General features: G+C 70.9%; 27 protein-coding genes. 14 read left to right on the plus strand and 13 right to left on the minus strand.

Going from position 1 to position 26,910, the window contains the following annotated elements:
• Window positions 1-6: 6 nt before the first annotated feature.
• A complete protein-coding gene (locus OG272_RS30270) occupies window positions 7-891 on the minus strand; it encodes a hypothetical protein (protein ID WP_405895268.1) in 885 nt (294 codons plus the stop codon).
• A 62-nt stretch (window positions 892-953) separates the two neighbouring features.
• A complete protein-coding gene (locus OG272_RS30275) occupies window positions 954-1,241 on the minus strand; it encodes a hypothetical protein (RefSeq protein WP_405895269.1) in 288 nt (95 codons plus the stop codon).
• 364 nt (window positions 1,242-1,605) lie between these two features.
• On the opposite strand from OG272_RS30275, the gene rplM reads away from it, so the two are divergent.
• From rplM to glmM, 3 genes are all read left to right on the plus strand, one after another.
• Complete coding sequence (rplM, locus tag OG272_RS30280) at window positions 1,606-2,049, plus strand: 50S ribosomal protein L13 (protein ID WP_013001400.1); 444 nt, start codon at window positions 1,606-1,608, stop codon at window positions 2,047-2,049.
• Between the two features lie 45 nt (window positions 2,050-2,094).
• Window positions 2,095-2,616: a 30S ribosomal protein S9 gene (gene rpsI / locus OG272_RS30285; protein WP_326578578.1), complete on the plus strand. Its 522-nt coding sequence runs from the start codon at window positions 2,095-2,097 to the stop codon at window positions 2,614-2,616.
• 260 nt (window positions 2,617-2,876) lie between these two features.
• A complete protein-coding gene (glmM, locus tag OG272_RS30290) occupies window positions 2,877-4,235 on the plus strand; it encodes a phosphoglucosamine mutase (RefSeq protein WP_326578576.1) in 1,359 nt (452 codons plus the stop codon).
• Window positions 4,236-4,349: 114 nt separating this feature from the next.
• Here the strand turns inward: glmM and OG272_RS30295 are convergent, their stop codons facing one another.
• Entirely contained in the window at window positions 4,350-5,279 is a 930-nt protein-coding gene (locus OG272_RS30295; protein ID WP_327728166.1) for a DUF389 domain-containing protein, read from the minus strand.
• A 55-nt stretch (window positions 5,280-5,334) separates the two neighbouring features.
• A complete protein-coding gene (gene coaA, locus OG272_RS30300) occupies window positions 5,335-6,324 on the minus strand; it encodes a type I pantothenate kinase (RefSeq protein ID WP_326578572.1) in 990 nt (329 codons plus the stop codon).
• A 188-nt stretch (window positions 6,325-6,512) separates the two neighbouring features.
• Between coaA and OG272_RS30305 the strand changes: the two genes are divergently transcribed.
• Window positions 6,513-6,761: a hypothetical protein gene (locus tag OG272_RS30305; protein WP_328506277.1), complete on the plus strand. Its 249-nt coding sequence runs from the start codon at window positions 6,513-6,515 to the stop codon at window positions 6,759-6,761.
• An 88-nt stretch (window positions 6,762-6,849) separates the two neighbouring features.
• Here OG272_RS30305 and OG272_RS30310 read toward each other — a convergent pair whose 3' ends face one another.
• The 3 genes from OG272_RS30310 to glmS form a co-directional block, all read right to left on the minus strand.
• Window positions 6,850-8,292 carry an NAD(P)H-hydrate dehydratase gene (locus OG272_RS30310; RefSeq protein ID WP_405895271.1) on the minus strand — a complete coding sequence of 481 codons (1,443 nt, stop codon included), beginning with the start codon at window positions 8,290-8,292 and terminating at the stop codon, window positions 6,850-6,852.
• A gap of 430 nt (window positions 8,293-8,722) precedes the next feature.
• Window positions 8,723-9,094 (minus strand): holo-ACP synthase, encoded by a 372-nt coding sequence (locus tag OG272_RS30315; RefSeq protein ID WP_326578566.1) that lies wholly within the window; start codon window positions 9,092-9,094, stop codon window positions 8,723-8,725.
• 89 nt (window positions 9,095-9,183) lie between these two features.
• The gene (glmS, locus tag OG272_RS30320; protein ID WP_326578565.1) at window positions 9,184-11,031 is read right to left on the minus strand and encodes a glutamine--fructose-6-phosphate transaminase (isomerizing); all 1,848 of its coding nucleotides are present in this window, start codon (window positions 11,029-11,031) and stop codon (window positions 9,184-9,186) included.
• A gap of 270 nt (window positions 11,032-11,301) precedes the next feature.
• On the opposite strand from glmS, the gene alr reads away from it, so the two are divergent.
• The 3 genes from alr (at window position 11,302) to tsaE (ending at window position 14,410) form a co-directional block, all read left to right on the plus strand.
• A complete protein-coding gene (gene alr, locus OG272_RS30325) occupies window positions 11,302-12,462 on the plus strand; it encodes an alanine racemase (protein ID WP_405895273.1) in 1,161 nt (386 codons plus the stop codon).
• A gap of 210 nt (window positions 12,463-12,672) precedes the next feature.
• Complete coding sequence (locus OG272_RS30330; RefSeq protein ID WP_326578561.1) at window positions 12,673-13,920, plus strand: alpha/beta hydrolase; 1,248 nt, start codon at window positions 12,673-12,675, stop codon at window positions 13,918-13,920.
• Entirely contained in the window at window positions 13,886-14,410 is a 525-nt protein-coding gene (gene tsaE, locus OG272_RS30335) for a tRNA (adenosine(37)-N6)-threonylcarbamoyltransferase complex ATPase subunit type 1 TsaE (RefSeq protein WP_326578559.1), read from the plus strand. Before OG272_RS30330 ends, tsaE begins: the two co-directional genes overlap by 35 nt.
• Window positions 14,411-14,829: 419 nt before the next feature.
• Here tsaE and OG272_RS30340 read toward each other — a convergent pair whose 3' ends face one another.
• On the minus strand, window positions 14,830-15,390 hold the full coding sequence (locus tag OG272_RS30340) for a hypothetical protein (RefSeq protein ID WP_326578556.1): 561 nt from the start codon (window positions 15,388-15,390) through the stop codon (window positions 14,830-14,832).
• Window positions 15,391-15,514: 124 nt separating this feature from the next.
• Here OG272_RS30340 and tsaB point away from each other — a divergent pair, with 124 nt between their 5' ends.
• The 4 genes from tsaB to OG272_RS30360 are packed head-to-tail and all read left to right on the plus strand — an operon-like array spanning window position 15,515 to window position 18,063.
• A complete protein-coding gene (gene tsaB, locus OG272_RS30345) occupies window positions 15,515-16,168 on the plus strand; it encodes a tRNA (adenosine(37)-N6)-threonylcarbamoyltransferase complex dimerization subunit type 1 TsaB (protein ID WP_327728160.1) in 654 nt (217 codons plus the stop codon).
• Between the two features lie 20 nt (window positions 16,169-16,188).
• The gene (gene rimI, locus OG272_RS30350; protein WP_326585663.1) at window positions 16,189-16,671 is read left to right on the plus strand and encodes a ribosomal protein S18-alanine N-acetyltransferase; all 483 of its coding nucleotides are present in this window, start codon (window positions 16,189-16,191) and stop codon (window positions 16,669-16,671) included.
• A 4-nt stretch (window positions 16,672-16,675) separates the two neighbouring features.
• The gene (tsaD, locus tag OG272_RS30355) at window positions 16,676-17,803 is read left to right on the plus strand and encodes a tRNA (adenosine(37)-N6)-threonylcarbamoyltransferase complex transferase subunit TsaD (RefSeq protein ID WP_405895276.1); all 1,128 of its coding nucleotides are present in this window, start codon (window positions 16,676-16,678) and stop codon (window positions 17,801-17,803) included.
• The gene (locus tag OG272_RS30360; protein ID WP_327728158.1) at window positions 17,800-18,063 is read left to right on the plus strand and encodes a hypothetical protein; all 264 of its coding nucleotides are present in this window, start codon (window positions 17,800-17,802) and stop codon (window positions 18,061-18,063) included. Before tsaD ends, OG272_RS30360 begins: the two co-directional genes overlap by 4 nt.
• Here the strand turns inward: OG272_RS30360 and OG272_RS30365 are convergent.
• Window positions 18,017-18,754: a PH domain-containing protein gene (locus OG272_RS30365; protein WP_327728157.1), complete on the minus strand. Its 738-nt coding sequence runs from the start codon at window positions 18,752-18,754 to the stop codon at window positions 18,017-18,019. The two genes, OG272_RS30360 and OG272_RS30365, sit on opposite strands and share 47 nt — an antisense overlap.
• Window positions 18,755-18,918: 164 nt before the next feature.
• Between OG272_RS30365 and OG272_RS30370 the strand changes: the two genes are divergently transcribed.
• Both OG272_RS30370 and OG272_RS30375 read left to right on the plus strand, forming a co-directional pair.
• Window positions 18,919-19,767: a helix-turn-helix transcriptional regulator gene (locus OG272_RS30370; protein ID WP_327728156.1), complete on the plus strand. Its 849-nt coding sequence runs from the start codon at window positions 18,919-18,921 to the stop codon at window positions 19,765-19,767.
• On the plus strand, window positions 19,764-20,015 hold the full coding sequence (locus OG272_RS30375) for a DUF397 domain-containing protein (RefSeq protein ID WP_326578544.1): 252 nt from the start codon (window positions 19,764-19,766) through the stop codon (window positions 20,013-20,015). Before OG272_RS30370 ends, OG272_RS30375 begins: the two co-directional genes overlap by 4 nt.
• 3 nt (window positions 20,016-20,018) lie before the next feature.
• Here OG272_RS30375 and OG272_RS30380 read toward each other — a convergent pair whose 3' ends face one another.
• The 4 genes from OG272_RS30380 to OG272_RS30395 form a co-directional block, all read right to left on the minus strand.
• Window positions 20,019-22,355: a glycoside hydrolase family 3 N-terminal domain-containing protein gene (locus OG272_RS30380; protein WP_405895277.1), complete on the minus strand. Its 2,337-nt coding sequence runs from the start codon at window positions 22,353-22,355 to the stop codon at window positions 20,019-20,021.
• Window positions 22,356-22,433: 78 nt separating this feature from the next.
• Window positions 22,434-23,336, minus strand: a complete 903-nt coding sequence (locus OG272_RS30385) for a carbohydrate ABC transporter permease (protein WP_405895279.1) — start codon at window positions 23,334-23,336, stop codon at window positions 22,434-22,436.
• Between the two features lie 4 nt (window positions 23,337-23,340).
• The gene (locus OG272_RS30390; RefSeq protein WP_326578540.1) at window positions 23,341-24,246 is read right to left on the minus strand and encodes a sugar ABC transporter permease; all 906 of its coding nucleotides are present in this window, start codon (window positions 24,244-24,246) and stop codon (window positions 23,341-23,343) included.
• Window positions 24,243-25,637, minus strand: a complete 1,395-nt coding sequence (locus tag OG272_RS30395; RefSeq protein WP_327728154.1) for an extracellular solute-binding protein — start codon at window positions 25,635-25,637, stop codon at window positions 24,243-24,245. The genes OG272_RS30390 and OG272_RS30395 overlap by 4 nt, the downstream gene beginning before the upstream one ends.
• A gap of 121 nt (window positions 25,638-25,758) precedes the next feature.
• Here OG272_RS30395 and OG272_RS30400 point away from each other — a divergent pair, with 121 nt between their 5' ends.
• On the plus strand, window positions 25,759-26,820 hold the full coding sequence (locus OG272_RS30400) for a LacI family DNA-binding transcriptional regulator (RefSeq protein WP_326578537.1): 1,062 nt from the start codon (window positions 25,759-25,761) through the stop codon (window positions 26,818-26,820).
• Window positions 26,821-26,910: the final 90 nt, after the last annotated feature.

Genomic DNA, 26,910 nt, shown 5'->3' on the forward strand with positions numbered 1-26,910 from the left:
CCCGGGTTACTGGCCGTTGGCCGCGGCGGCCGCCTGGGTCTCGCCGCGGCGGCGGATCTGTCCGTACGTGGACGTGGTGAGGTCGTCGCCGGCGGCGAAGACGGCCTTGTCCTTCTCCGTCACGTCCCTGCCGTCGGTGAAGCCGGAGAGGGTGAAGTACGTGTAGCGGCCGTAGGAGTTGGCGGTCGTCCGGCACACCGTCGTACGGCAGAAGACGGGGACGCCCTCACCGGAGAGGGAGACGATGGTGCTCTGCTTGTCCCAGTCGTCCTTGACCTTGGTCGCCTTGGCCTCGGTGTCGAACAGGGCGACGCCGATGGTGGTCGCGACCTTGTCCCGGAAGTAGGTCACGCGCATGAAGCGGGTGCAGTCGTTGTCGGTGAGGAGCTTGTCGAGGGTGCCCTGGACGGCCGAGGCGCAGTCCTTCGTCGAGGCCGTGGCGCCCTTGCGGTAGACGACACCCTCGCGCTTGGTCAGCTGGGAGCCCGGGAAGAGGATGTCCGGGCTGATCGGCGCCTTGTCCTTGCCCGAGCTGGAGATGAAGTCCTTCGGGTTCAGCGGGGGCGGGGCCGACGTCGGTGCGAACGACGGGTCCGTCTTGGCGCTGGCGCTCGGGATGCCCTCCGTGGCCGGCAGGTCGTTCGGGCCGTTCGCCGAGGCGCTGCCGTTGTCGGTGTTGACGACGGCGACGGCCACGGCGACGCCTATGCCGACCGTGGCGAGGGCGCCGCCGACGATCAGCAGGAGTCTGCGGCGCCTGTTGCGTGTTTCGGACTGCTCGGCGAGTGACGCCCAGTCCGGGGTCTGGTTACTGGCGGAACCCCACTGATTGTCCCACGGATTGTGGGAACCCCCGGGGCTCCACTGAGACCCCCCCTGCCCAAAGCTCATGGGCCGCAGTTTAGACGGGCGAGGGGAGGCCTTCTTCAGTTATGGGTCACGCCGGGGACGGGTTACGCCTTGTCCTGCCTGCTGGCGACGAGCTCGCGCGTGTTGTGGTCGCTCAACTTCGTGTACGAGAAGACGTTGATGTCGAGCTTGTGCCCGTTCTTGAACTTCATGTCGCAGGTCTTGCCCTTGCCCTTGCCCTTGCCCTTGCCCTTGACGTGGCAGGTGTCGAACGTCGGGTTCTTCGCGGACTCGTCGTAGACGGAGACGTAGAGACCGGTCTTGCCCGCCTTCATGTCCCAGATCTTGAGGATCTCGCCCTTGGACGTGAACTTCACCTGGCCGCCGGGCACCGAGTAGTAGCTCGACGCGGACGCGGTGCCGGCGTTGCCCAGGGTCAGGGCGACCCGGCCTCACGTGCCTCGCGGCGCGTGAGGCCGGGTCGTATCGAACCCGTGGGCGAAGTGGATCAAGGGTGCGGTGGCCTCCCCGGCCCGGACCCGTTTTGACCTGTCCGGGGCGGCGCGGGTACCCTTTCAGTTTGTTATGCGTATGGGCTTGGTCGTTCTCACGCGAGAGGCCCTTGCGTAGGTTCCCTGGAGCAGTTACCAGTGGGCGGCATACGGGCAGCGTCCCCGGCATTGTCGTCCCCAGCTGCACGATCGCTTCAGTGATGCCATGTGTCAGCACCCATCCACTGAAGAAGAAGGCTGCGAAGTGCGTACGTACAGCCCCAAGCCCGGCGATGTGACTCGCCAGTGGCACGTCATTGACGCTCAGGACATCGTCCTGGGCCGTCTGGCTACCACTGCCGCGAACCTCCTCCGTGGCAAGCACAAGCCGACCTATGCCCCGCACATGGACATGGGCGACTTCGTCATCATCATCAACGCCGACAAGGTTCACCTGTCCGGCAACAAGAAGACCCAGAAGCTGGCGTACCGCCACTCCGGCTACCCGGGTGGTCTGCGCTCCGTCCGCTACGACGAGCTGCTGGCGAAGAACCCCGAGAAGGCCGTCGAGAAGGCCATCAAGGGCATGATCCCCAAGAACACCCTGGGCCGTCAGATGATCTCGAAGCTGAAGGTCTACTCGGGCGACCAGCACCCGCACGCTGCGCAGCAGCCGGTGCCGTTCGAGATCACCCAGGTCGCGCAGTAGTTCCGGCCACAACCCCCTAAGACAGAAAAGAATCTGAGGAGAATCGTGGCCGAGACCACCGTTGAGCAGCCGGTCGAAGAGACTGAGCTCGTAGACATCGACAGCTACACCACGGAGTCGGACGTCCCCGTCGAGGGCGAGTACACCTCCGAGTCCATGGCCTCCCGCTTCGGCGACCCGCAGCCGGCCGCCGGCCTGGGCCGTCGGAAGAACGCCATCGCCCGCGTCCGGATCGTCCCGGGCTCCGGCAAGTGGAAGATCAACGGGCGTACGCTCGAGGACTACTTCCCGAACAAGGTGCACCAGCAGGAGGTCAACGAGCCCTTCAAGGTTCTTGAGCTCGAGGGCCGCTACGACGTCATCGCCCGCATCTCCGGCGGCGGCGTCTCCGGTCAGGCCGGTGCGCTCCGTCTCGGTGTCGCCCGCGCGCTGAACGAGGCCGACGTCGACAACAACCGTGGCGCCCTCAAGAAGGCCGGTTTCCTCCGTCGCGACGACCGTGCGGTCGAGCGCAAGAAGGCCGGTCTCAAGAAGGCCCGTAAGGCTCCGCAGTACAGCAAGCGCTAAATCGCGCTTGCGCCGCATCGCGCGCATCGCCCCGGTGGCACGTACCCGTGCCGCCGGGGCGGTTTGCGTAGCAGGGCCGATCGTTTATCACAGGCTTATACACGGACTGTCGGTACAACCCCGAAAGGGGGAGGACAGTCTCAGGGGATGTACTTGGTCCGGGGAATGCCGGGACACTCGGGGACACCCGGTGCGGGACCGCCCGGTAGGGGACCATCAGGTACGAGCCGCACATTCTCAGCAATTCGGAGGACACCACAGTGGGACGACTCTTCGGCACGGACGGCGTGCGCGGTGTCGCCAACGCGGATCTGACGGCCGAGCTCGCGCTCGGACTCTCTGTCGCGGCGGCACACGTACTCGCCGAGGCGGGAACGTTCGAGGGCCACAAGCCGGTGGCGGTGGTCGGACGGGATCCGCGAGCGTCCGGGGAGTTCCTGGAGGCGGCCGTCGTGGCCGGCCTCGCCAGTGCGGGCGTCGACGTGCTGAGCGTCGGTGTGCTGCCCACCCCCGCGGTGGCGTTCCTCACCGGCGAGCTGGGCGCAGACCTCGGCGTGATGCTCTCCGCCAGCCACAACGCCATGCCCGACAACGGCATCAAGTTCTTCGCCCGCGGCGGCCACAAGCTCGCCGACGATCTGGAGGACCGGATCGAGGGCGTGTACGAGGAGCACCGCACCGGGGCGCCCTGGGACCGGCCGACGGGTGCGGGTGTCGGGCGCATCCGGTCGTACGACGAGGGCTTCGAGCGGTACGTCGCGCATCTGCTCTCCGTCCTCCCCAACCGGCTGGAGGGGCTGAAGGTCGTCCTCGACGAGGCGCACGGTGCCGCCGCCGGGGTCTCGCCGGAGGCGTTCACCCGCGCCGGCGCCGAGATCGTCACCATCGGGGCCGAGCCGGACGGGCTCAACATCAACGACGGGTGCGGGTCCACGCACCTCGGGAAACTGCGGGCCGCCGTCGTCGAGCACGGGGCGCACCTCGGCATCGCGCACGACGGGGACGCGGACCGCTGCCTCGCCGTGGACCACGAGGGCAACGAGGTCGACGGGGACCAGATCCTCGCGGTGCTCGCGCTGGACATGCGGGAGCGGGGGGTGCTGCGGTCGGAGACCGTGGTCGCCACCGTGATGTCCAACCTCGGCTTCAAGCTGGCGCTGGAGCGGGAGGGGCTCACGCTGGTGCAGACCGGGGTCGGTGACCGGTATGTGCTGGAGGAGATGAAGGCGCACGGGTACGCCCTCGGGGGCGAGCAGTCCGGGCATGTGATCATCTCCGACCACGCGACGACGGGTGACGGCACGTTGACGGGGTTGCTGCTGGCCGCTCGGGTCGCGCGGACCGGGCGTACGCTCAAGGACCTCGCGGGGGTGATGGAGCGGCTGCCGCAGGTGCTCATCAACGTCCCGGACGTGGATCGGTCGCGGGTGGGGACGTCCGCGGAGCTGGCTGCGGCGGTGGCCGAGGCCGAGGGGGAACTGGGTTCTACGGGGCGGGTGTTGCTGCGGCCGTCCGGGACCGAGCCGCTGGTTCGGGTGATGGTCGAAGCGGCGGATATCGAGCAGGCTCGGTCTGTCGCGGGGCGGCTTGCTGATGTTGTGAAGTCGGCGCTCGGTTAGGTCTGGCGTTCCGTTCGTTCCGGGTAGGGGCGTGGGGTTCTGTGCGTTGCGGGCCGCGGGTGATTCGTGGCTTGTCGCGCAGTTCCCCGCGCCCCTGTTGAGTGCGCCCCCTGGTTAACAGGCGCCGCGTTGCCTGGACCACAGCCACTTCTGGAGCAGCAGGGTGAGGGTGCCTGCCAGGACGATGCCCAGGAGGTTCAGGAGGAGTTGCTCCGTCGAGCCCACGGTCTGGGGCGTGTCGCCGTAGCTCAGGGCCACTGCCGCGTTCGCGGCCGCCGGGACCGTGGTGACCGAGATGGCCACCCCCACCAGGGCACCCGACTTCGCCGAGGTGAGGGAGAGGGTGCCGGCGATGCCGGCGAGGACGGCCACGACGAAGGAGAAGGCGTCGGGGGCGTAGACGAAGGCCGTGTTGGGGCGTTCGGCGTCCAGTTGTTCGCGGCTGAACAGGTCGAGGGCGTCCATGAAGAGGCTGAAGCCGACGGTCACGGCCATGGCCATCGCGAAGCCCACGAGGAGCGCGATCAGGGAGCGCAGGGCCAGGCGCGGGTGGCGTTGGACGATGGATGTGCTGATGCCCGCCAGGGGGCCGAACTCGGGGCCCACCGCCATCGCGCCGACGATCAGGATCGCGTTGTCGAGGACCACACCGCAGGCCGCGATCATCGTGGCGAGGGTGAGGAAGGCGACGTAGGTGACGGAGAGCGTCGACTCCTCGTGGGTGGCGTCCGTCAGGTGCTCCCACAGGACCGCGTCCGCGCCCTCGCCGGGCGCGTCCTTCTCGGCCTCGTCGGCGCGTTCGGAGAGCGACAGGTCGATGTTCTCGACGGCGATGGAGCCGGTCCTGTCGAGGTCCAACGCCCTGAGCGCGCCGATCAGTTCGTCGCCCGCCTCGCGCGCCACGTCGCACATCACGACGTCTCCGGCGGGGTTGCGGGCGGCGCCCGGTACGACGACGAGGTGGGTGGTGCCGACCGCGTCCTCGAGCAGGCGCACCACCTCGTCGGTCCTGTCGGACGGGGTGATCAGGCGGAGATGCAGCATGCCGCCCTTTCTAACAGGCCGGGGTTACGGCCGGGGTGGTGCGGTACCCCCGGTCTCAGAGTTTGCGCAGGCTGAGGCGGCGCACCTTGTGGTCGGGGCCCTTGCGGATGATGAGGGTGGCGCGGCCGCGGGTGGGGGCGATGTTCTCCACCAGGTTGGGCTTGTTGATGGTGCGCCAGAGGGTGCGGGCGTAGTCGAGGGCGTCGTCCTCGGAGACCTGGGTGTACTTGCGGAAGTACGAGTCGGGCTTCTGGAACGCGGTCTGGCGGAGTTTCTTGAAGCGGCTGAGGTACCAGCGCTCGATGTCGTCGGCGCCGGCGTCCACGTACACGCTGAAGTCGAAGTAGTCGGCGAGGCCGACGCGGGTGCGGCCGTCCTGGCCGGGGAGGGCGGGCTGGAGGACGTTCAGGCCCTCGACGATGAGGATGTCGGGGCGGCGGACCGTGAGCCGCTGGTCGGGGACGATGTCGTAGATGAGGTGGGAGTAGACGGGGGCCGTCACCTCGTCCTTGCCGGCCTTGATGTCGGCGACGAAACGGGTCAGGGCCCGGCGGTCGTACGACTCGGGGAAGCCCTTGCGGGAGACCAGGCCGCGTTCCTGGAGGTCCTTCATGGGGAGCAGGAAGCCGTCGGTGGTGACCAGTTCCACGCGCGGGTGTTCGGGCCAGCGGGCGAGGAGCGCCTGGAGGAGACGGGCGACGGTCGACTTGCCGACGGCCACGGAGCCGGCGACGCCTATGACGAACGGGGTGCCGGACTGGGAGCCCTGTTCGCCCAGGAAGGTGTTCAGGGCGCCGCGCAGGCCGTGGGTGGCGCCCACGTAGAGGTTGAGGAGACGGGACAGCGGCAGATAGATGTCCCGCACCTCGTCGAGGTCGATGACATCGCCCAGACCGCGCAGCTTCTCGACCTCCTCGGCGTTCAGGGGGAGCGGCGTCTTTTCACGCAGCGCGCTCCACTCGGCACGGGTGAGGTCGACGTAGGGAGTCGCCTCCGGCCTGGGCCGGTGGGCGCTCCGCGGCAACGAGGAGACCGGTGAGATCACAGTCCATTGTTAACGGAGTTCGAACGGGGTGGCGGGGTGGGGTCCGTCACGCCGGGGGACACGGTAGGGGGTTTGCCCTTAGCTGTGCGTGAACTGTGACGAAGGTATGGACCTCGGGTGGGGGGCGGGACTAGCGTCCGGGCGGTCGGGAGGGAGCCGCCTCCCGGTCGATCAGGGGGAATTGGGGGATGAGGATGACTTTCGGTGTGCGTCTGCGGTTACGGGACGCTGCTCGACGAGGATCTACGCGCGGTGACGCGGAGCTCGCCGGGCGGGTGTGCAGTGAGCTCTCGGCGGATCTGCCGGACGAGGATCTGGGCGAGCACCTCTACGACGCGATTGACATGTACCGCATGGGGAGTAAGCCGCGGTGCGAGGAGGTCGAGTATCTGGGGATGGTGCGCGAGGCGATCGACCGGATCGAGGAGGGGGAGTAGGGGGAGGAGGGGAGCAGAGGGAGTGAGGGTGCGGGACGGGAAGCGGAGTGGAGCGGACGGGGCGAGGGCGTACCGGGCGGGGTGAGGGTCAGGCGGTGATGTCCCGCCATGCCGCCGGGATCGCCTCCGCCACGTCGTGGGCGCCCGTCGGGGCGCCGTCGGCGGCGTAGCGGCCCGCCAGGCCGTGGAGGTACGCCGCCGCGCTCGCCGCGTCCAGCGGGGAGAGACCGGCGGCCAGGAGCGAGCCCGCCAGACCGGAGAGGACGTCGCCGCTGCCGGCGGTGGCGAGCCAGGGGGTGCCGGTCGGGTTGACGCGGACCGGGGCGTCGGGGTCGGGGGCGGCGATCAGGGTGGTGGAGCCCTTGAGGAGGACCGTCGCGTCGTAGGCGCGGGCCAGCTCGCGGACGGCGGTCAGGCGGGAGGCCTCCACCTCCTCGCGGGAGATGCCGAGGAGGGCCGCGGCTTCTCCGGCGTGCGGGGTCATCAGGGTCGGGGCCGGGCGGGTGCGTACCGTGTCGCGGTCGGCGAGGCGGAGGCCGTCGGCGTCGAGGAGGACGGGGACGTCGGTGGAGAGGGCCTCGGCGACGGGGGCCGGGTCGTCGCCGGCCCCGGGGCCCGCCACCCAGGCCTGGACCCGGCCCGCCTTCTTCGGGCCCGTGTTCGAGACCAGGGTCTCCGGGAAGCGGGCCAGGACCGCGTCGGTGGCCGCGCCCACGTAGCGGACCGCGCCCGCTCCGCCGCGCAGGGCGCCCGCGACCGCGAGGACCGCCGCGCCCGGGTAGCGGGCGGAGCCCGCCACGATCCCCACGACCCCTCGCCGGTACTTGTCGCTCTCCTGGGACGGGTGCGGGAGAAGGGCGGCCAGGTCGGCGTGCTGGAGGGATTCCAGGGCCGGGGCGGCCGGGAGGGTGTCCGCCAGGCCGATGTCGATCAGACGGACCGAGCCGGCGTACGCGCGGGCCGGGTCGATGAGGAGGCCCGGCTTGTGGGTGCCGAAGGTGACGGTGAGGTCGGCGCGGACGGCTGCGCCGCGCACCTCGCCGGTGTCCGGTTCGATGCCGCTCGGGAGGTCCACGGCGACGACCGTGGCCCGGGAGGCGGCCACGAGGTCGGCGAGGTGGGCGGCTTCGGGGCGCAGGCCGCCCTTGCCGCCGATGCCGACGATGCCGTCCAGGACGAGGTCGGCACGGGAGATGGGGGCGGCGGCGGAGTGGGGGGTGGTCGTGGTGCCGCCTGCTCGCAGGAGGGTCTTGAGGGCGTCCGGGTGGGTGCGGTCGGGGGTGAGGAGGACGGCCGTCACGCCCGCGCCACGTTTGGCCAGGCGGGCGCCGGCGTAGAGGGTGTCGCCGCCGTTGTCCCCGCTGCCGGTGAGGAGGACGATGCGGCTGCCGTACACCCGGCGGGGGAGGACGTCCGCGCAGGCCGCGGCCAGGCCTGCGGCCGCGCGCTGCATCAGGGCGCCGTCGGGGAGCCGGGCCATCAGGGTGCGTTCGGCTGTGCGGACGGTTTCGACACGGTGGGCTGAGCGCATGGGGATGAGTCTGCCTTGTGGTGGGGGGTGGGTGCAGCTGGGCGGGGGTGCGGGGTGCGGTTGGCTGTCACTGGGCGGGGATGTTGGGTGCCCTCCGCTGTGGCCGGGCGGGGGTGGGTCCGCTGCTCGGCGGTGACGAGGTGCCGCTGCGCCCACCCTCCCCCACTCTCGGCTTCGCTCGAGCGGGGGGGACCCCCATCGCCCCAGCGGCACGATTGCCCGCAGTTGGGGCGGGGCGGCAGGGTTGCCCGCGGCTGTGAGGGAGGGGGCGGGCAGTCGTGCCCCTTCAGGGGCGCGGGGAACTGCGCGATCGGCCACGTACGGCCCGCAGCCGCCCGATGACGCGCACCCCTGAGCTGTCAGGCGCCCCTGACGCGCACCCCCGAGCTGTCAGGCGCCCCTGACACGTGCCCGAGCTGTGACGCGCCCCTCACCCCTCGGCGATCACCACCGCCGAGGCCACCCCCGCGTCGTGGCTCAACGAGATGTGCCAGGACTTGACGCCCAGTTCGGAGGCGCGGGACGCGACCGTGCCGGTCACGCGGAGGCGGGGCTGGCCGGAGGGCTCGACGTAGACCTCGGCGTCGGTCCAGCGCAGGCCGCTGGGGGCGCCCAGGGCCTTGGCGAGGGCCTCCTTCGCGGCGAAGCGCGCCGCGAGGGAGGCGATGCCCCGGCGTTCCCCGCTGGGGAGCAGGAGTTCGCTGGGGAGGAAGAGGCGATCGGCCATGCTGGGGGTGCGGTCCAGCGAGGCGCGGAAACGGTCGATCTCGGCGACGTCGATGCCGACTCCGATGATGGGCATGATCCGCACCCTACGGTGACGCCGACGAGCTGGGGACGAGCGGAGCCCCAGCCCCCACGACTCGCCGGGTCACTCCACGACTCGCCGGGTCACTCCACCGTCACCGACTTCGCCAGGTTCCGCGGCTGGTCCACCTCGTTGCCCCGCGCCGTCGCCAGTTCGCAGGCGAAGACCTGGAGGGGGACCGTGGCCACCAACGGCTGGAGCAGGGTGGGGGTCGCCGGGATGCGGATCAGGTGGTCGGCGTACGGGACCACCGCCTCGTCGCCCTCCTCCGCGATGACGATCGTGCGGGCACCGCGCGCGCGGATCTCCTGGATGTTGGAGACGATCTTGTCGTGGAGGAGGGAGCGGCCGGCGGGGGACGGGACCACGACGACCACCGGGAGGTCCTCCTCGATCAGGGCGATCGGGCCGTGCTTCAGCTCGCCCGCCGCGAAGCCCTCCGCGTGCATGTAGGCCAACTCCTTGAGCTTCAGGGCGCCTTCCAGAGCGACCGGGTAGCCCACGTGACGGCCCAGGAACAGCACCGTGTTCTTGTCGGCGAGGGTGCGCGCCAACTCCCGTACCGGCTCCATCGTTTCGAGGACCCGTTCCACCTCGCGGGAGATGCGGGAGAGGTCGCGGATCACCGCCCGGATCTCGTCGCCCCACTTGGTGCCGCGCACCTGGCCGAGATACAGCGCGACGAGGTAGCAGGCCACCAGCTGGGTCAGGAACGCCTTCGTCGAGGCGACCGCCACCTCCGGGCCCGCGTGGGTGTAGAGGACCGCGTCGGACTCGCGGGGGATCGTCGAGCCGTTGGTGTTGCAGATGGCGAGGACGCGGGCGCCCTGTTCGCGGGCGTGGCGCAGGGCCATCAGCGTGTCCATGGTCTCGCCGGACTGGGAGATGGCGATGACCAGGGTGCGCGGGCCGAGGATCGGGTCCCGGTAGCGGAACTCGCTCGCCAGCTCCACCTCGCACGGGATACGGGTCCAGTGCTCGATGGCGTACTTGGCGATGAGGCCCGCGTGGAACGCCGTACCGCACGCGACGATGACCACCTTGTCCGTCTCGCGCAGCTCCGAGTGCGGGATCCGGACCTCGTCCAGGGACAGCGAGCCCGCCGCGTCGATACGGCCGAGGAGCGTGTCCGCGACCGCCTTGGGCTGCTCGGCGATCTCCTTGAGCATGAAGTAGTCGTAGCCGCCCTTCTCCGCCGCCGACGCGTCCCAGTCGACGTGGAAGGAGCGGACCTCGGCGGGGCGGCCGTCGAAGGTCGTCACCGTCACGCCGTCGCGGCGCAGTTCGACCACCTGGTCCTGGCCCAGCTCGATCGCCGACCGAGTGTGGGCGATGAACGCGGCGACGTCCGAGGCGAGGAAGGCCTCGCCCTCGCCGACACCGGCCACCAGGGGGGAGTTGCGGCGGGCGCCCACGACCACGTCCGGCGCGTCCGCGTGCACCGCGACCAGCGTGAACGCGCCCTCCAGCCGACGGCACACATGCCGCATCGCCTCCGCGAGGTCGTCGCACGACGAGTACTCCTCGGCGAGCAGGTGGGCGACGACCTCGGTGTCCGTCTCGGAGGTCAGGTCGTGGCCCCGCTCGGCCAGTTCCGCGCGCAGCGCGGCGAAGTTCTCGATGATGCCGTTGTGGACGACGGCGACCCGGCCCGCGTTGTCGAGATGCGGGTGGGCGTTGGTGTCCGTGGGGCCGCCGTGCGTGGCCCAGCGGGTGTGGCCGATGCCGGTCGAACCGGTCGGCAGCGGGCGCCCGACCAGCTCCTTCTCCAGGTTGACCAGTTTTCCGGCCTTTTTGGCGGCGGCCAGACCGCCGTCGGCCAGTACCGCGACGCCCGCGGAGTCGTACCCCCGGTACTCCAGCCGCTTCAGCCCGGCCAGGACCACGTCGAGCGCGGACTGCGATCCGACGTAACCCACGATTCCGCACATATCAACCCCTGTGTCGTACCGTTCGCGACCTGTCGTGTGCCGTATGTGACTGTACGTGACGCCGGTGGCGCCCGGTGAGCCCTCATATCGGGTGACTTCCCACGGGGCTATCGGGTGACCGCACGCGCGGCGCCCCCACGCGGGTGGGTGCGGCACGTATCGCTGATCACATGACGAGCAGACAAATGACATTCCGTATCGCCGTGCCCCGAACGAACGGGCTGCGCCCGTTCGAAGGGGCTTCCGGGGCTCTGAGACACTGGGGCTGACATGAGTGAGACAGCACCTCTGCGGAGCGCGCCCCTGCGGGCCCGTGCCGAGATCGATCTGGATGCCCTGCGGGCCAACGTGCGGACGTTGCGTGCGTCGGCGCCGGGTGCCGAGCTGATGGCCGTGGTCAAGTCGGACGCGTACGGCCATGGCGCGGTGCGGTGTGCCCGGGCGGCGGTCGAGGCGGGGGCGACCTGGCTGGGGACGGCCACACCGGAGGAGGCGCTGGCGCTGCGGGCGGCGGGGCTGTCGGGGCGGCTGATGTGCTGGCTGTGGGCGCCGGGCGGCCCGTGGCGCGAGGCGGTCGAGGCCGGACTGGACGTCGGGGTCAGTGGGCTGTGGGCGCTGCGCGAGGTCACCGACGCCGCCCGTGCGGCGGGCGCACGCGCGCGCGTGCAGCTCAAGGCCGACACCGGGCTCGGGCGCAACGGCTGCCAGCCCGACAGCTGGCCGGAGCTCGTCGCCGAGGCGCTGCGGGCGGAGGCCGAGGGGCTCGTGACGGTCACCGGACTCTGGTCGCACTTCGCGTGCGCCGACGAGCCGGGGCACCCGTCCATCGAGGCCCAGCTCACCCGCTTCCGCGAGATGGTCGCGTACGCCGAGGACCAGGGCGTCCGCCCGGAGGTGCGGCACATCGCCAACTCACCCGCCACCCTCACCCGCCCGGACGCGCACTTCGATCTCGTCCGCACGGGAATCGCCCTCTACGGCATCTCGCCCAGCCCGGAGCTGGGCAGCCCGGCCGACCTCGGGCTGCGCCCGGTGATGCGGCTCAGCGCCTCGCTCGCGCTGGTCAAGCACGTCTCCGGGGGCCACGGCGTCAGCTACGGGCACCACTACGTCACGCCCGGCGCCACCACCCTCGGCCTGGTCCCCGTCGGCTACGCGGACGGCATCCCCCGGCACGCCTCCGGCACCGGGCCCGTGCTGGTCGGCGGCAAGTGGCGGACGGTCGCGGGCCGGGTCGCCATGGACCAGTTCGTCGTCGACCTCGGCGGGGACGAACCCGCCGCCGGCGACGAGGTCGTGCTGTTCGGGGCGGGAGACGGGGGCGAGCCGACCGCCGAGGACTGGGCGAAGGCGGCCGGAACCATCGCGTACGAGATCGTGACGCGCATCGGAACCCGCGTTCCGCGCGTCTACGTCGACACGGGTGAGTGAGCCGACACGGGTGAGTGAGCGGGCGCGTGCGACCGTGAGCACGGCCCCCGAGTATGTGATCACGGGCCTGTGATCCGGGGTACGTGAACGATCGGCACGGAACACGAGTAAGTGAAAGACGAACAAGAGTGGTAACTCCGTACTGATGTGCGGAGCGTAGCGACAGCGGGATCGGCAGCAGGACCGGACGTCGGCGAAGAGGAGCGGGACGTGAGCGAGAGCAGCGCGGAGGCCGTGGAGGCCGTCGCGAGCGCGGCCGCCGCCACGGCCGCGTCCGGCGACGGGATCTGGCGCAGAGCCGGTGTCGCGGGGGCGGCGATAGGCGTGGTCGCGGCGGGCGCGGCGGCCGGCGTCGCCATAGAGCGGCTCACCGTCGGACGCGGCATGCGCAGGAAGGCCCAACTCGCGCTCGACTCCACCGGCCCGTACGGGGCGCTGCGCGGCACCCCGGCCAAGGCGTACGCCGACGACGGCACCGAGCTGTACTACGAGGTCGACGACGTCGAGCCCGAGGCCGGTCTCTCGCCCCGCAGACGCCGGCTCTTCGGCCGCAAGGCCCCGGCCCCCGTCACCGTCGTCTTCAGCCACGGCTACTGCCTCAACCAGGACTCCTGGCACTTCCAGCGGGCCGCGCTGCGCGGTGTCGTACGGACGGTGCACTGGGACCAGCGCAGCCACGGCCGCTCCGGGCGCGGGGTGGCCCAGGTGCAGGACGAGCGGCCGGTCACCATCGACCAGCTCGGGCGCGACCTCAAGGCCGTCATCGACGCGGCGGTCCCCGAGGGGCCCATCGTGCTCGTCGGGCACTCCATGGGCGGCATGACCGTCATGGCGCTGGCCGCGCACTACCCGGAGCTGATCCGCGAGCGGGTCGTCGCCGTCGCGCTGGTCGGTACGTCGTCGGGGCGGCTCGGCGAGGTCAACTTCGGGCTGCCGGTCGCGGGCGTCAACGCGGTGCGGCGGGTGCTGCCGGGGGTGCTGAAGGCGCTGGGGCAGCAGGCCGCGCTGGTGGAGCGGGGGCGGCGGGCGACCGCCGACCTGTTCGCCGGGCTCATCAAGCGGTACTCGTTCGCGTCGCGGGACGTCGATCCGGCGGTCGCGCGGTTCGCCGAACGGATGATCGAGGGCACCCCGATCGACGTGGTCGCCGAGTTCTACCCGGCGTTCACCGAGCACGACAAGACCGAGGCACTGGTGACCTTCGCCGAGCTGCCGGTGCTGGTGCTGGCCGGGGTCAAGGACCTCGTCACGCCGAGCGAGCACAGCGAGGCGATCGCGGACGTGCTGCCGGACGCGGAGTTGGTGCTGGTGCCGGACGCCGGGCATCTGGTGATGCTGGAGCACCCCGAGGTCGTGACCGACCGGCTCGCCGACCTTCTCACCCGGGCGGGGGCCGTTCCGGCGGGGGCTACCGTAAGTGGTTATGGAAGCGCCAGCAGCACCGCACGTCCCGGGTGAGTCCGGCACGTCTCTGCGGATCACCGTACATTCGCCCGACCAGATGCTGGAGCTGGGCCGTCGCCTGGCGAAGCTGTTGCGGGCGGGCGATCTCGTGATGCTCAACGGGGAGTTGGGCGCCGGGAAGACGACCCTGACCCGGGGGCTCGGGGAGGGGCTGGGGGTGCGGGGTGCGGTCACCTCGCCGACCTTCGTCATCGCCCGGGTGCATCCCCCGCTGGGGGAGGGGCCGCCGCTCGTCCATGTCGACGCGTACCGCCTGGGGGGCGGGCTGGACGAGATGGAGGACCTCGATCTCGATGTCTCGCTGCCGGATTCGGTGATCGTGGTGGAGTGGGGCGAGGGGAAGGTCGAGGAGCTGACGGACGACCGGCTGAACGTGGTCATCCATCGGGCGGTCGGGGACACGACGGACGAGGTACGGCACGTGAGCGTCACCGGGCTGGGGGAGCGGTGGGGCTCCGTCGAGCTGGGTGTGCTGTCCGCGTAACTCCAGGTGGTCGAGCCGGTCGTCTGTTCCGACGAGGTGTCGGCAAAATGTTGCGTTGGTCGTTCTCGGCGTGGTCACATGGTAACCAGTCCTTGGTTAGGTCTACCTAACTTGGTTCGCCGGTGGCACCAGGAGGCGTCCATGTCGACAGCGGAACGAAAGCCGTCCGGGGTGGCCGGGGTGTCGATGCGGGACCTGTTGGCGGCGTGTGCGGCGGCGAAGGCCGTGTCCACACCGCCGCCCGCTCCGCCGGTGCGGGTGGAGGAGCGGCGGCCTGTGGATGAACGGTGCCGTAAGGCTGCGTAGCGCCCGCGGCGGGGTGGAGCCGTTTGATTCGCGGCCGCGGGTGGGTGGGGGCTGGTCGCGCGGTTCCCCGCGCCCCTGAAAAACACCCGCCCCCGGCGCTTGAAAGTGGCCCCCTACTCGACCACGACCACCTTCGTGCCGATGCCCGCGAACTTCCACATCGCCTGGCCGTCCTTGCGGGCCTCGCGGATGCCGCCCGTCTTGGTGGCGGGGTCGGGCTCGGGGGTGGAGCCGTCGACGGCCGCGCTGAAGCCGATGGAGACGCCGTCGACCGAGGCGAAGCGGACGACGTTCTCGATCGGGGTGCCGTCGGAGCCGGTGACGGCGGCCGAGCGTGACGTGACCGTGTAGGTGGCGGGGGTGGGGTCGACCGTGCTGGGGGTGACCTCGAAGGTGCGGGTGACCTTCTCGTTGGCGCCGACCAGCCAGACCCGGTCCCCGTCGAGGGAGTAGACGACCCGCTCGCCGGAGCCCGAGTCGTCGGGGAGGACCTCGTCGGTGTCCTTCTCCTGCCCGGCGGGGGCCTTGGACTTCGGGAGTGCCGAGGACTTGGAGGGGGACGGCTTCCCCAGGTCGTCGGGCACGTGCGCCGACGCCTGATAGGTGAGGAACCCGACTGCGGCGATGGCCGCCGCGGTGAGCCCGGCCACGAATACCGAGCTGCTACTGGCCACCTTCTGAGCCCACCTCTCGTACCCACGTACGCCCTTGAAGTACGTCTGTGCTGTGACGGTAGCAGCAGAGGGGACGTGTCCCAGGTCGGCCGTGGCGCGGGCCGAAGCGCCGTAGGCTGTTTGCGTGCTCTTGCTCGCTCTGGATACCGCCACCCCCGCCGTCACCGTCGCGCTGCACGACGGGACGGACGTCGTCGCCGCGTCGAGCCAGGTGGACGCGCGGCGCCACGGGGAACTGCTGCTGCCCGCCGTCGACCGGGTCCTCGCCGAGGCGGGCACCCGCCTCGACGCCGTCACCGGCATCGTCGTGGGCATCGGCCCCGGCCCGTACACCGGGCTGCGCGTCGGCCTCATGACCGCCGACACCTTCGGCCTCGCCCTCGGGGTCCCCGTCCACGGACTGTGCACCCTCGACGGGCTGGCGTACGCGGCCGACGTCGAGGGCCCGTTCGTGGTGGCCACCGACGCCCGCCGCAAGGAGGTGTACTGGGCGCGCTACGAGGACGCGCGGACGAGAGCGACCGAGCCGGCCGTCGACCGGCCCGCCGAGATCGCCGAGCTGGTGGCCGGGCTGCCCGCGGTGGGAGCCGGGGCGACGCTCTACCCCGACACCTTCCCGGACGCCCGCGGGCCCGAGCACGTCTCCGCGGCCGCCCTCGCGGCGCTGGCCGCCGAACGGCTCGCGGCGGGCGAGGAGCTTGAGGCGCCCCGGCCGCTGTATCTGCGCCGGCCCGACGCCCAGGTGCCCAAGAACTACAAGGTGGTCACCCCCAAGTGACGACCGCCGTGCTGCGCGAGATGCGCTGGTGGGACATCGAGCCCGTCCTGGAGCTGGAGAAGGTCCTCTTCCCCGAGGACGCCTGGTCCCGGGGCATGTTCTGGTCGGACCTCGCCCACGCGCGGGGCCCGAACGCGACCCGGCGGTACGTCGTGGCGGAGTCCCCGGACGAGGACGGGCGGATCGTCGGCTACGGGGGCCTCGCCTCCGCCGGGGACGTCGCCGACGTGCAGACCATCGCCGTCGCCCAGGAACACTGGGGCACCGGCCTCGGCGCGCTGATCCTCACCGAACTGCTGCGGGCCGCCACCGCCTTCGAGTGCGCGCAGGTGCTGCTCGAATGCCGGGTCGACAACGTCCGCGCCCAGAAGCTGTACGAACGCTTCGGCTTCGAGGCGATCGGCTTCCGCCGCGGCTACTACCAGCCGGGGAACGTGGACGCGCTCGTCATGCGCCTCAACGACCCTTCCACATCCGTACAAGGAACCGAGATCAATGGCTAGGTCAATGGCTGACGAACCGCTGGTCCTGGGGATCGAGACCTCCTGCGACGAGACCGGTGTCGGCATCGTGCGCGGTACGACACTGCTGGCCGACGCGATCGCGTCCAGCGTCGACGAGCACGCCCGTTTCGGCGGGGTGGTCCCCGAGGTCGCGTCCCGCGCGCACCTGGAGGCGATGGTCCCGACGATCGACCGCGCGCTGAAGGAAGCCGGGGTGAGCGCGAAGGACCTCGACGGCATCGCCGTCACCGCCGGGCCGGGGCTGGCGGGTGCGCTGCTGGTGGGCGTCTCGGCGGCGAAGGCGTACGCGTACGCGCTGGGCAAGCCGCTCTACGGCGTCAACCACCTCGCCTCCCACATCTGCGTCGACCAGCTGGAGCACGGGGCCCTGCCCGAGCCGACGATGGCGCTGCTCGTCAGCGGGGGGCACTCGTCCCTGCTCCTGTCCACGGACATCACGTCGGACGTACGGCCGATGGGCGCGACGATCGACGACGCGGCGGGCGAGGCGTTCGACAAGATCGCGCGCGTCCTCAACCTCGGGTTCCCGGGCGGGCCGGTCATCGACCGGTACGCGAAGGAGGGTGATCCGAACGCGATCGCCTTCCCACGCGGGCTGACCGGGCCCCGCGACCCCGCGTACGACTTCTCCTTCTCCGGGCTGAAGACGTCCGTGGCCCGCTGGATCGAGGCCAGGCGGGCGGCGGGGGAGGATGTCCCGGTGCGGGATGTGGCGGCTTCCTTCCAGGAGGCCGTGGTGGACGTCCTGACGCGGAAGGCCGTACGGGCTTGTCGTGATCAGGGCGTGGACCATCTGATGATCGGTGGTGGCGTCGCCGCCAACTCCCGGCTGCGGGTGCTGGCCCAGGAGCGCTGCGAGGCGGCTGGCATCCGACTGCGGGTGCCCCGACCCAAGTTGTGCACGGACAACGGGGCGATGGTGGCCGCGCTGGGCGCCGAGATGGTGGCGCGGGGGCGCGCCGCCTCGGACTGGGACCTGTCGGCGGACTCGTCGTTGCCGGTGACGGATCCACATGTGCCGGGGACGGGGAACGGGCATGCCCACGGTCATGCCCACGGGCATGATCACGATCATGTGCACGAGCTGGCGAAGGACAACCTCTACTCGTGACCGTCGCCCTGATGTGGGAGGCGCGGGCCGTGGCGGGCCGGGGCGAGGAACTGCTCGCCTGGGCCCGTGCGCAGGAGCTGCCGGGGGAAGCAGGACGGCTCCTGCGCCGGGAGACCCTCCGGGCGCCCCAGGACCGCGTACTGGTGATCACGTGGTGGGACGCGGACTACGACGCGGATTTGCCCGAACTGCCGGAGCCGGATGGTGAGTTGGTCAGCCGGGCGGTGCACCGGTGGCGGTTCGAGTCGCTGGGCGGGTGAGGCGGCGGTGGCGACTCTCGCCGAAGCGGTCCAGGGCGAGGAACAGGACGGGTACGCAGGCCAGCGGGATGCCCACGAACAGCAGGTACATGTGCGTCGGCCGGTCGGTGACGATCAGCCAGATGGAGAAGACGAACAAGGCGGCCGCGACCCCCAGGATCGCGATGGCCGTCCGCTGCCACGCCTTGCGCCTTCGCGCCTCGCGCTCGACGCGTTCCTCCACGTCGGGCCGCGTCTCCAGGGAGGTGAGCCCGAGCTGTACGGCGGTGGCGCACAGGTCGGCGACCTCGGCGATCGGGTCGGTCAGCTGGTGGTCGTCGAGGTGGTGGAGGCGGGCCCGGCGCCCGTCGGTGGCGTAGAGATACGCCGACCAGCGGGGGGTGCCCCGCTTGTTGTCCTCGACCCGGATGCCGTAGATCTCGGACCAGGTCCACGTGCGGGTGCGCAGCGCCCCTCGTACGGTGACCCCGTCGGCCGTGACGAGCGTACGCGCCCGCCACTGCTCCAGCCCCACCCGGCCGATGGCGACCGTCCAGGCCACCACGACGAGCCAGTCCAGGCCCGACCGCCCGAACTCCGTCATCGACCACACCGTGTTGGCGCAGATCAGCCCGCCCGCGACGACCAGCATGACGTAAGAGGGCGGAACCCCTTGTGCCTTGCGGTACTCCCGCTCGATCCCGACACTCATCCGAACCCCCCGTTCACCAGGCCCTCATGGCGTACGCATGGGGCGGAGGGATGTTACAGCTTGTTGTCATGAACGGGAGGGGGTGGTCGGTACGGCGCGTACTGAGGGGGGAGTACGTGGCTGTTCGGTGGACAGTACGGTGATCGAGCGGTCACTCTGGGTTGATGGTGCACGGTGTGGAGTGGGCGGCGCAGGGGTCGGGTGGTGAGCCCGAGTCGTCGGACAGCATGAAGGCGTTCGGGGCCGTTGTGCAGGCGCTGCGGGAGCATGCGGGGTTGAGCCGGGAGGAGTTCGGGGCGCTCGTCCATCTGTCCAAACACTCCGTCGCCTCCATCGAGTTGGGGCGTCGGCTCGCGGATCAGCGGTTCGTGGAGCTGGCGGAGGGGGCTACGGGCAGCACGGGGGCTGTGGGGGGCGCGTTCAGACATATGGCTCGGCAGCCGGGGTTGGCGGCGTGGTTCAGGACGTGGGCGAGGCTTGAGCGGGATGCCGTATACCTCGCTACGTACGAGTGCCGCCTGGTTCCGGGGTTGTTGCAGTCCGAGGGGTACGCGCGGGCGGTGTTCGGCAATCGCATCCCGCCGCTGTCGGACGAGCAGTTGGAAGCGCAGGTTGCCGCGCGGATGGAGCGGCAGGGCATGCTGCGCGAGCGGCCCAACACCTCGTTCAGCTTCGTCGTGGACGAGCACATCGTCCGGCGTCGTCTGGGCGGAAGCGAGGTGTCGCGGGGCCTGTTCGATCACATGCTCGCGCACGCCCAACTCCGCAACGTGGAGATCCAGATCATGCCGCTCGAATGCCAGGCGCACGCGGGGCTGGACGGCCCGCTGGCACTGCTGGAGAACCCAGACGGGAGGCATCTCGCCTACGCCGAGGGGCAGGAGACCGGACGCCTGATTGCCGACGGAAAAGAGGCGGCCGTCCTGCACCGTCGGTATGCGACACTCCGCGCACAGGCTCTCAGTCCCCTGGACTCCGTGAGCTTGCTGGAGCGGATCAGAGGAGCGTTATGAGCATCACCGAACCTGCGTGGTTCAGGTCCAGCCACAGTACGGATCAAGGTGACAGCTGCGTTGAAGTCGGCCTGGACTGGCGCAAGTCCACGTTCAGCGGCACTGCGGGCGACAACTGCATAGAAATCGCCGCCACCCCCGCCACCATCCACATCCGCGACTCCAAGGACACCACCCGCCCCCACCTCGGCCTCGGCCCCTCCGCCTGGGCCGCGTTCGTCGTGCACGCGGCGGCCCAGGCGGACTGACCGTCAGCTCTCGGCCACCCGGACCTCCGTCTCGCAGTGCAACCGGCGGTTCGGGCCCACCTCGCGGACCGGGCCCGTCAGCGTCAGCCGTGCCCGGTGGCGGATGTCCGCCGTGGACGCGCCCAACCGCAGTTCCAGGGCCCCCGGTTCGACCGTCCGCCGCCCCGAGCGTCCTGCGAACGACGACACGTCGGCGTGGAAGCGGAAGGTCACGCGGGAGGCGGCGCCCGGATCCAACTCCAGCCGCTGGTAGGCGATCAGGCGTACGTCGGGGCGGGTCACCGAGGCCACCGGGTCGTGCAGGTAGAGCTGGACGACCTCCGCACCCGCCCGCTCACCCGTGTTGCGGACGGTCAGCGAGACGTCGTACGTGTCATCCCCGTCCGTGGCGATCTCCGGAGCCGGGCCGTCGTCACTGCTCCCGCCCTCGAAGTCCGTCCACTCGAACGTCGTGTACGAGCGGCCGTGCCCGAAGGGGTACAGCGGGGTCGGGTCGATGTTGCTCGCGCCACCGCTGAGGCCCAGGGGCGGCTGGAGGTACGTCCACGGCTGGCCGCCGGGCCGGTTCGGGACGCTCACCGGCAGGCGGCCCGAAGGGGAGACGCGGCCCGACAGCACTCCCGCCACCGCCGGGCCGCCTTCCTCTCCCGGGAAGAACGCCTGCACGGTTCCGGCCAGTTGGCCGTTCCAGCGGCCCAGTGCGTAGGGGCGCCCGGTGAGCAGCACCAGCACCACAGGGGTGCCCGTCGCCACCAACGCGTCCAGCAGCTCCGCCTGGACCCCCGGGAGGCGGAGGTCTTCCGCGTCGCAGCCCTCGCCCGAGGTGCCGCGACCGAAGAGGCCCGCCCGGTCGCCCAGTACCGCCACGCAGACGTCCGCCTCCGCCGTGCGGGCGACCGCCTCCGGGAAGCCTCCGGTGTCCTCGCCGTCGACGTCGCTGCCGACCGCGTACGTGATCTTCGCGTCGGGGAGTTCGGTGCGCAGGGAGTCCAGGACCGTGGGGATCTCGATGCCCAGCTGGGTGCCGGGGTGGGCCGGGAGGACGTGGGAGGGGAAGGAGTAGCAGCCGAGCATGGCCAGGGCGTCGTCCGCGCGGGGGCCCACCACAGCGATCCTGATGTCCGGGGCCAACGGCAGTACGGCGTCCGGGTTGTCCAGCAGGACCACCGACTCCTCGGCCAGACGGCGGGCCAGGGCGCGGTTCTCGCGGGGGTCGAGGTCGACCTCGCCGCCTTCGGTCTCCGGGGCCCAGTCCTCGTCCAGCATGCCCAGCCCGCACTTCTGGAGCAGGACCCGGCGGGCGGCCCGGTCCACCAGGGACTCGGGGATCCCGCCCGCGCGGACCGCCTCCACCAGGGCCTCGCCGTAGCAGCGCAGGGAGGGGAGTTCCACGTCGATGCCGGCCGTCAGGGCCGCCCCGGCGGCCTCCGCGCGGCTTCCCGCCACGCGGTGGTTCGTCTCCAGGAAGCCGACGCCGAAGTAGTCGGAGACGACCGTGCCGGTGAAGCCCCAGTCGTCGCGCAGGAGTTCGGTCAGGAGGTGGGGGTCCGCCGAGACCGGGACGCCGTCCGTCTCCGTGTACGCGGCCATCACCGAGCGCGCGCCGCCCTCGCGCAACGCCATCTCGAACGGGGGCAGGGTCACGTCCGCGAACTCCCGTACCCCGGCTCGTACGGGCGCGTGGTTGCGGGCGCCGACGGACGCGGCGTACCCGGCGAAGTGCTTCAGGGTGGCGACGATGCCGGCCGACTCCAGACCCCGGACGTACGCCGTGCCGACCGTGCCCACCAGGTACGGGTCCTCGCCGATCGTCTCCTCGACCCGGCCCCAGCGCGGGTCGCGGACCACGTCCAGGACGGGTGAGAGCCCTTGGTGGACGCCGACCCGCGCCATGTCCCGGCCGATGTGCCGGGCCATGTCCTCCACGAGCGGTGGGTCGAAGGTCGCGCCCCAGGCCAGGGGGACCGGGTAGGCGGTCGCACGCCAGGCGGTGAAGCCGGCCAGGCACTCCTCGTGGGCGACGGCGGGGATGCCGAAACGGTTCGCGGCCATGATGCGGCGCTGGGCGCGGGCCAGTGCCGCCGCGCCCAGCGCCGGGTCCACGGGGGCCGTGCCGAAGGTGCGGGTGAGCTGGCCGAGGCCCCGGGTGATCAGCTCGTCGAAGTCGAACGTCTCCGACATGCCCTGCTCGTCGGGGGCGATGTCCTCGCCGCTGGAGTCGCTCTTCACCCACACGCCGTACAGCTGGGCGCACTTCTCCTCCAGGGTCATCCGGGAGAGAAGGTCGTCGACCCGGGCCGCTGCGGGCAGGGCCGGGTCACGCCAAAGGGCCGTGGTCATGAAACTCCTGTCATGGGTTGGTGAGTTTCAGTGCATGGATGCGATGGATGCGATGGATGCGCTGGGTGTGATGAGGTCTCATTTGCCGCCCACCCCCATCAACCCGCCCACCAGCGCCCGTCGCGCCACCAGGTACACGGCGAAGATCGGGATGCCGGAGAGGACGACTGAGGCGAGCACGGCGGGGATGTTGACGCCGAACTGGCTGACGTAGTTGAAGAGTCCGAGGGTGAGGACCCGTGGCTCGTCGGACTGGGTGAAGATCAGCGGGAAGAGGAAGCCGTTCCAGGCCTGGAGCGCGGAGAAGATGACGACCGTGCTGATGCCGCCCTTGGCCAGCGGGATCGTCAGCTGGAAGAGCATCCGCAGGGGCGAGGCGCCGTCGAGGGCCATCGCCTCGTACAGGTCCTCGGAGACGTCCCGGAGCGTGCCCACCAGGACCAGGACCGAGACCGGCATCGCGAAGGCCGCCGTCGGGAGGATGACGGCCAGGAGGGTGTCGTAGAGGTCGAGTTTCGCGATGAGCAGGTACAGCGGGACGACCACCGCCTGCGCCGGGATCGCCACCCCCAGCAGGAACAGGCGGAAGGCGGCGTTCGACCAGCGGTCGCGGGTGCGGACGGCCACGTACGCCAGGGGGATGGACAGGGCCAGGACGATGCCCACCACCGACACCGCGACGATCGCCGTGTTGCTCAGCAGATGGCCGAAGCCGGTGGTCAGGACGGTGTTGTAGTTGTCGAGGGTCGGGTCCGTGGGGGGCTTGAGGGGATTGCCCGTCAACGCCTTGTCCGCGCTCGTGAGAGAGGCCGACAGCATCGCGTAGATCGGGATCAGGACGATGACCAGCCAGACGAAGGCGCCGAGGCCCGCGACCGGGTTGGCGCGCCTGGTCCAGTGGCGGCGCCGGCGTGGGGCGCTCGCCCGCACGCGTCGGGGCTCGTCGGTCTTCGTGGGGCGCGCCAACGTATCGTGTGACACTCCGTCACATCCCTTCGCGGGTGCTGCGCATGCCGCCGAAGCCCGTCAGCCGGACCAGGACGAGCGACAGGCCGGTCGCGGCGAGGACCAGGAAGGACGCGATGGCGCTCGCGTAGCCGAAGTCGTACGTCTTGAAGCCCGCCTCGTACATCAGGTACGGCAGGATCGCGGTGTCCGTGCCGGGGCCGCCCTTGGTGAGGATCAGGACCGTCTCGAAGTACGTCAGTGAGCCGACCACCATCAGGACCGTGGACGTGGTGATGGTGTGGCGCAGCTGCGGGAGCGTGATCGAGAAGAACTGGCGGTAGCGGCCGGCGCCGTCGATGGCGGCCGCCTGGTAGAGGACGTCGGGGATCTGGCGGGCCCCGCCCTGGTAGATCAGGGTGTGGAAGGGGATGAACTGCCAGCCGCCGACGAAGACGATCGCGAGGAACGCGCCGCTCTGCGAGCCCAGGGTGTCCTTCTGGATGATGCCGAAGTTCGGGTCGAGGAGGGCGTAGAAGAGGATCGCGATGGCGGTGGAGGAGAGCAGGAACGGGACGAAGAAGACCGCGGAGAGGATCGCGCGGTTGCGCTGCCGGCCCGCCGCCCACACGCCGAGCAGCAGGGCGACGACCGTCTGGAAGGCCCAGCTGGCGACCGTCAGCACGACGGTCAGCCAGAGGGACTGGGTCATCCGGGGGTCGTCGAGGAGCTTCTTCCAGTTGTCGAGGCCGACCGGCCGCGGGTCGCCGAGGCCGTCCCAACTGGTGAAGGAGAGGTAGAGGGCCAGGGCCATCGGGACGACCGCGAAGAAGGTGAAGAAGAGGACGCCGGGGAGGGCCCAGGCGGCGTGCGGGCGGCCGGCGCGGCTCGCCCGGTGCGCCGGCCGCTTCCGTGCCGTCGGGGGCTTCTCGACCGTGACGGTCACTTGAGCCCCTTGCAGGCCGTCACGAACTCGCTCGGTGAGGACTTGCCCGCGAACAGCTTGCCTATCTCCGTGTGCATCTTGGTGCCGAGCCCGTCGCCGAGCGCCTGGTCCCAGGAGAGGGTGAAGGCGGGGGCCTGCTGGACCATGTCGTACTGGAACGTCGCGTACTCGGGATTGGGCGAGGAGGCGAGGAGGTCGGCCGCGTTCGAGGTGGTCGGGACGTCGCCGTTGTCGATCAGGGCCTGCGCGTACGCCTCCGAGGCGCAGTCCTTCAGGAAGCCGACCGCGAGGTCCTTGTTCTTCGTCCGGGCGTTGACGGACCAGTAGTTGGTGGGGTTGCCGACGACGTTGCGGACGTCGCCGGTGCCGCCCTCGACGGTCGGGAAGGCGGCCCAGCCCAGGTTCTTCCTGGCGAAGTCCGGGAACTTGCCGAGCTGCGTGGAGTACTCCCAGGAGCCCATCAGATGCATGGCGGCCTTGCCGCGCGCGAAGACCGCGGGGGCGCCGCCGTTGACGTACGACACCGAGGTGAACTTGGAGCCGAAGGCGCCGTCGTCGACCAGTTCCTTGACCAGTTCGGCGGCCCTGAGGACGGTGGGATCGCCCCAGCCCTCGGCGTCGCCGTCCTGGATGCGCTTGAAGACCTCGGGGCCGCCGAGGCGGTCGACCAGGTACTCCAGCCACATCAGCTCGGGCCAGACGTCGGAGCCGCCGAGGGCGAAGGGAGTGATCCCCGCCTTCTTCAGCTTGGCGTTGTTGTCGAGCAACTGGTCCCAGGTGGTCGGCGGCTGGAGCTTGTGCTCGGCGAAGACGGCCTTGTTGTAGAAGAGGATCACCGGCTGCATGCCGCGCATCGGGATGCCGTAGTGGTGGCCCCCCAGGTCGCCGGCGGCGAGGACCGAGGGCAGGAAGCCGTCCTTGAGGACCGGGTCGCCCTCGATGATGTCGGTGAGGTCGACGAGCTTGCCCGCCTCCTCGTACGGCTTGATCGAGCCGCCGCCCCAGTTGAAGAAGACGTCCGGGGCGCTGGGGGAGCCCATCGCCGTGCGGAGCTTGGGGGAGTAGTCGGAGCCGGGCACCTTCTGCAGCTTGATGGTGCCGCCGGCCTTCTTCGCCGCGGCCGACTTGTTGAACCGGTCGACGCCCGCCTGCTGGACCTTCACCGCGTCGTCGCCGTACACGAACGCGGTGAGCGTCTTGCCGTCCCCGCCGCCCGCTCCGCCGCCGGAGCCGCAGGCGGTGAGGCCGGCGCCGAGTCCCGCGGTGACCAACGAGGCGGAACCGGCGCCGAGGAACCAGCGCCTGCTGAACGAACGGCCGCCGTCGCCCGGGCCGCTCCCGGGGGACCGGCCCGCGTTCGTCCCGGTCGACTGGCCTCTGCTCGACTCCATGACAGCACCCTTCACGAATGTTCGGACGTGCGAATGTTTCGGATGGCACCTCGAATGTTCCGGGAACTTATGGCCGTCGAAAGGGTTCGTCAAGAGGTCGCGCAGGGATACGATCCGGTTCATGAAGCCCGCGAAGTCCGAGGAAACCCAGACAAGAGCGCGTGCGTCGCACTCCACGCAGACGGCGACGCTCGCCGAGATCGCCCGCCAGGCGGGTGTTTCGGCTCCGACTGTTTCGAAAGTGCTCAACGGCCGCGCGGACGTCGCGCCCGGGACCCGCACCCGCGTCGAGGACCTGCTGCGCGCGTACGGCTACCGCCGCCGGCGCGCCGAGGCGACCCGGTCGCCCCTCATCGACCTGGTCTTCCACGAACTGGAGAGCGCCTGGGCGATGGAGGTCATCCGGGGCGTCGAGAACATCGCGCGCGAGGAGGGCCTGAGCGTCGTCCTCTCCGAGAGCGCCGGCCGCCTCACCCCCGGCCGCACCTGGGCCGACCAGGTCGCCGCCCGCCGCCCGCACGGTGTCGTCCTCGTCCTGTCCGGGCTCGACGAGTCCCAGCGCGCGCTCCTGACCAGCAGGTCCATCCCGTTCGTGGTGATGGACCCGGCGGGCGACCCCGGCGACGACGTGCCCTCGATCGGCGCCACCAACTGGCAGGGCGGCCTCGCCGCCACCCGCCATCTGATCGAACTCGGCCACCGGCGCATCGGCGCCATCAGCGGACCCTCGCGGATGATGTGCAGCCGCGCCCGGGTCGACGGCTACCGGGCCGCGCTGGAGACCGCCGGGCTGCCGGTCGACCCGGGTCTGCTCAGGGCCGGCGACTTCCACCACGAGACCGGATACCGGCTGGGCCTGGAGCTGCTGCGCCGCCCCGACCGCCCGACGGCCGTCTTCGCCGGCAACGACCTCCAGGCGCTCGGCCTCTACGAAGCCGCCCGCGAACTGGGCCTGCGGATCCCGGAGGACCTGAGCGTGGTCGGCTTCGACGACCTGCCGGTGGCCCGCTGGGTGGGGCCGCCCCTGACGACCGTACGACAGCCGCTGATGGAGATGGCCGAGGCGGCGGCCCGGCTGGTGCTCGACCTCGGCCGGCAGGAGGGATCCTCCGCGGCGACCCGGGTGGAGCTGGCGACGAGCCTGGTGGTGCGGAGCAGCACGGGAGTGCCTCCGGCTGTCTAGCGGGTGTGCCGCGGATGTATTGACGAGTGTGGGGCGGCCCCCCACACTGCTCCGAGCCAATCGGTTGCACCACCGAAACTTTCGGAGGCA

It is taken from the genome of Streptomyces sp. NBC_00104 (assembly GCF_045160825.1).
In the GTDB taxonomy this organism is placed as follows: Bacteria; Actinomycetota; Actinomycetes; order Streptomycetales; family Streptomycetaceae; genus Streptomyces.

Bases quoted from the DNA above. Each gene is read 5' to 3' on its own strand.
- OG272_RS30270 (WP_405895268.1), bottom strand. From the start codon at position 891: ATGAGCTTTGGGCAGGGGGGGTCTCAGTGGAGCCCCGGGGGTTCCCAC.
- OG272_RS30295 (WP_327728166.1), bottom strand. From the start codon at position 5,279: ATGCTGCATCTCCGCCTGATCACCCCGTCCGACAGGACCGACGAGGTG.
- OG272_RS30305 (WP_328506277.1), top strand. From the start codon at position 6,513: ATGAGGATGACTTTCGGTGTGCGTCTGCGGTTACGGGACGCTGCTCGA.
- OG272_RS30310 (WP_405895271.1), bottom strand. From the start codon at position 8,292: ATGCGCTCAGCCCACCGTGTCGAAACCGTCCGCACAGCCGAACGCACC.
- OG272_RS30315 (WP_326578566.1), bottom strand. From the start codon at position 9,094: ATGCCCATCATCGGAGTCGGCATCGACGTCGCCGAGATCGACCGTTTC.
- glmS (WP_326578565.1), bottom strand. From the start codon at position 11,031: ATGTGCGGAATCGTGGGTTACGTCGGATCGCAGTCCGCGCTCGACGTG.
- alr (WP_405895273.1), top strand. From the start codon at position 11,302: ATGAGTGAGACAGCACCTCTGCGGAGCGCGCCCCTGCGGGCCCGTGCC.
- tsaE (WP_326578559.1), top strand. From the start codon at position 13,886: ATGGAAGCGCCAGCAGCACCGCACGTCCCGGGTGAGTCCGGCACGTCT.
- rimI (WP_326585663.1), top strand. From the start codon at position 16,189: ATGCGCTGGTGGGACATCGAGCCCGTCCTGGAGCTGGAGAAGGTCCTC.
- tsaD (WP_405895276.1), top strand. From the start codon at position 16,676: ATGGCTGACGAACCGCTGGTCCTGGGGATCGAGACCTCCTGCGACGAG.
- OG272_RS30365 (WP_327728157.1), bottom strand. From the start codon at position 18,754: ATGAGTGTCGGGATCGAGCGGGAGTACCGCAAGGCACAAGGGGTTCCG.
- OG272_RS30370 (WP_327728156.1), top strand. From the start codon at position 18,919: ATGGTGCACGGTGTGGAGTGGGCGGCGCAGGGGTCGGGTGGTGAGCCC.
- OG272_RS30375 (WP_326578544.1), top strand. From the start codon at position 19,764: ATGAGCATCACCGAACCTGCGTGGTTCAGGTCCAGCCACAGTACGGAT.
- OG272_RS30380 (WP_405895277.1), bottom strand. From the start codon at position 22,355: ATGACCACGGCCCTTTGGCGTGACCCGGCCCTGCCCGCAGCGGCCCGG.
- OG272_RS30395 (WP_327728154.1), bottom strand. From the start codon at position 25,637: ATGGAGTCGAGCAGAGGCCAGTCGACCGGGACGAACGCGGGCCGGTCC.
- OG272_RS30400 (WP_326578537.1), top strand. From the start codon at position 25,759: ATGAAGCCCGCGAAGTCCGAGGAAACCCAGACAAGAGCGCGTGCGTCG.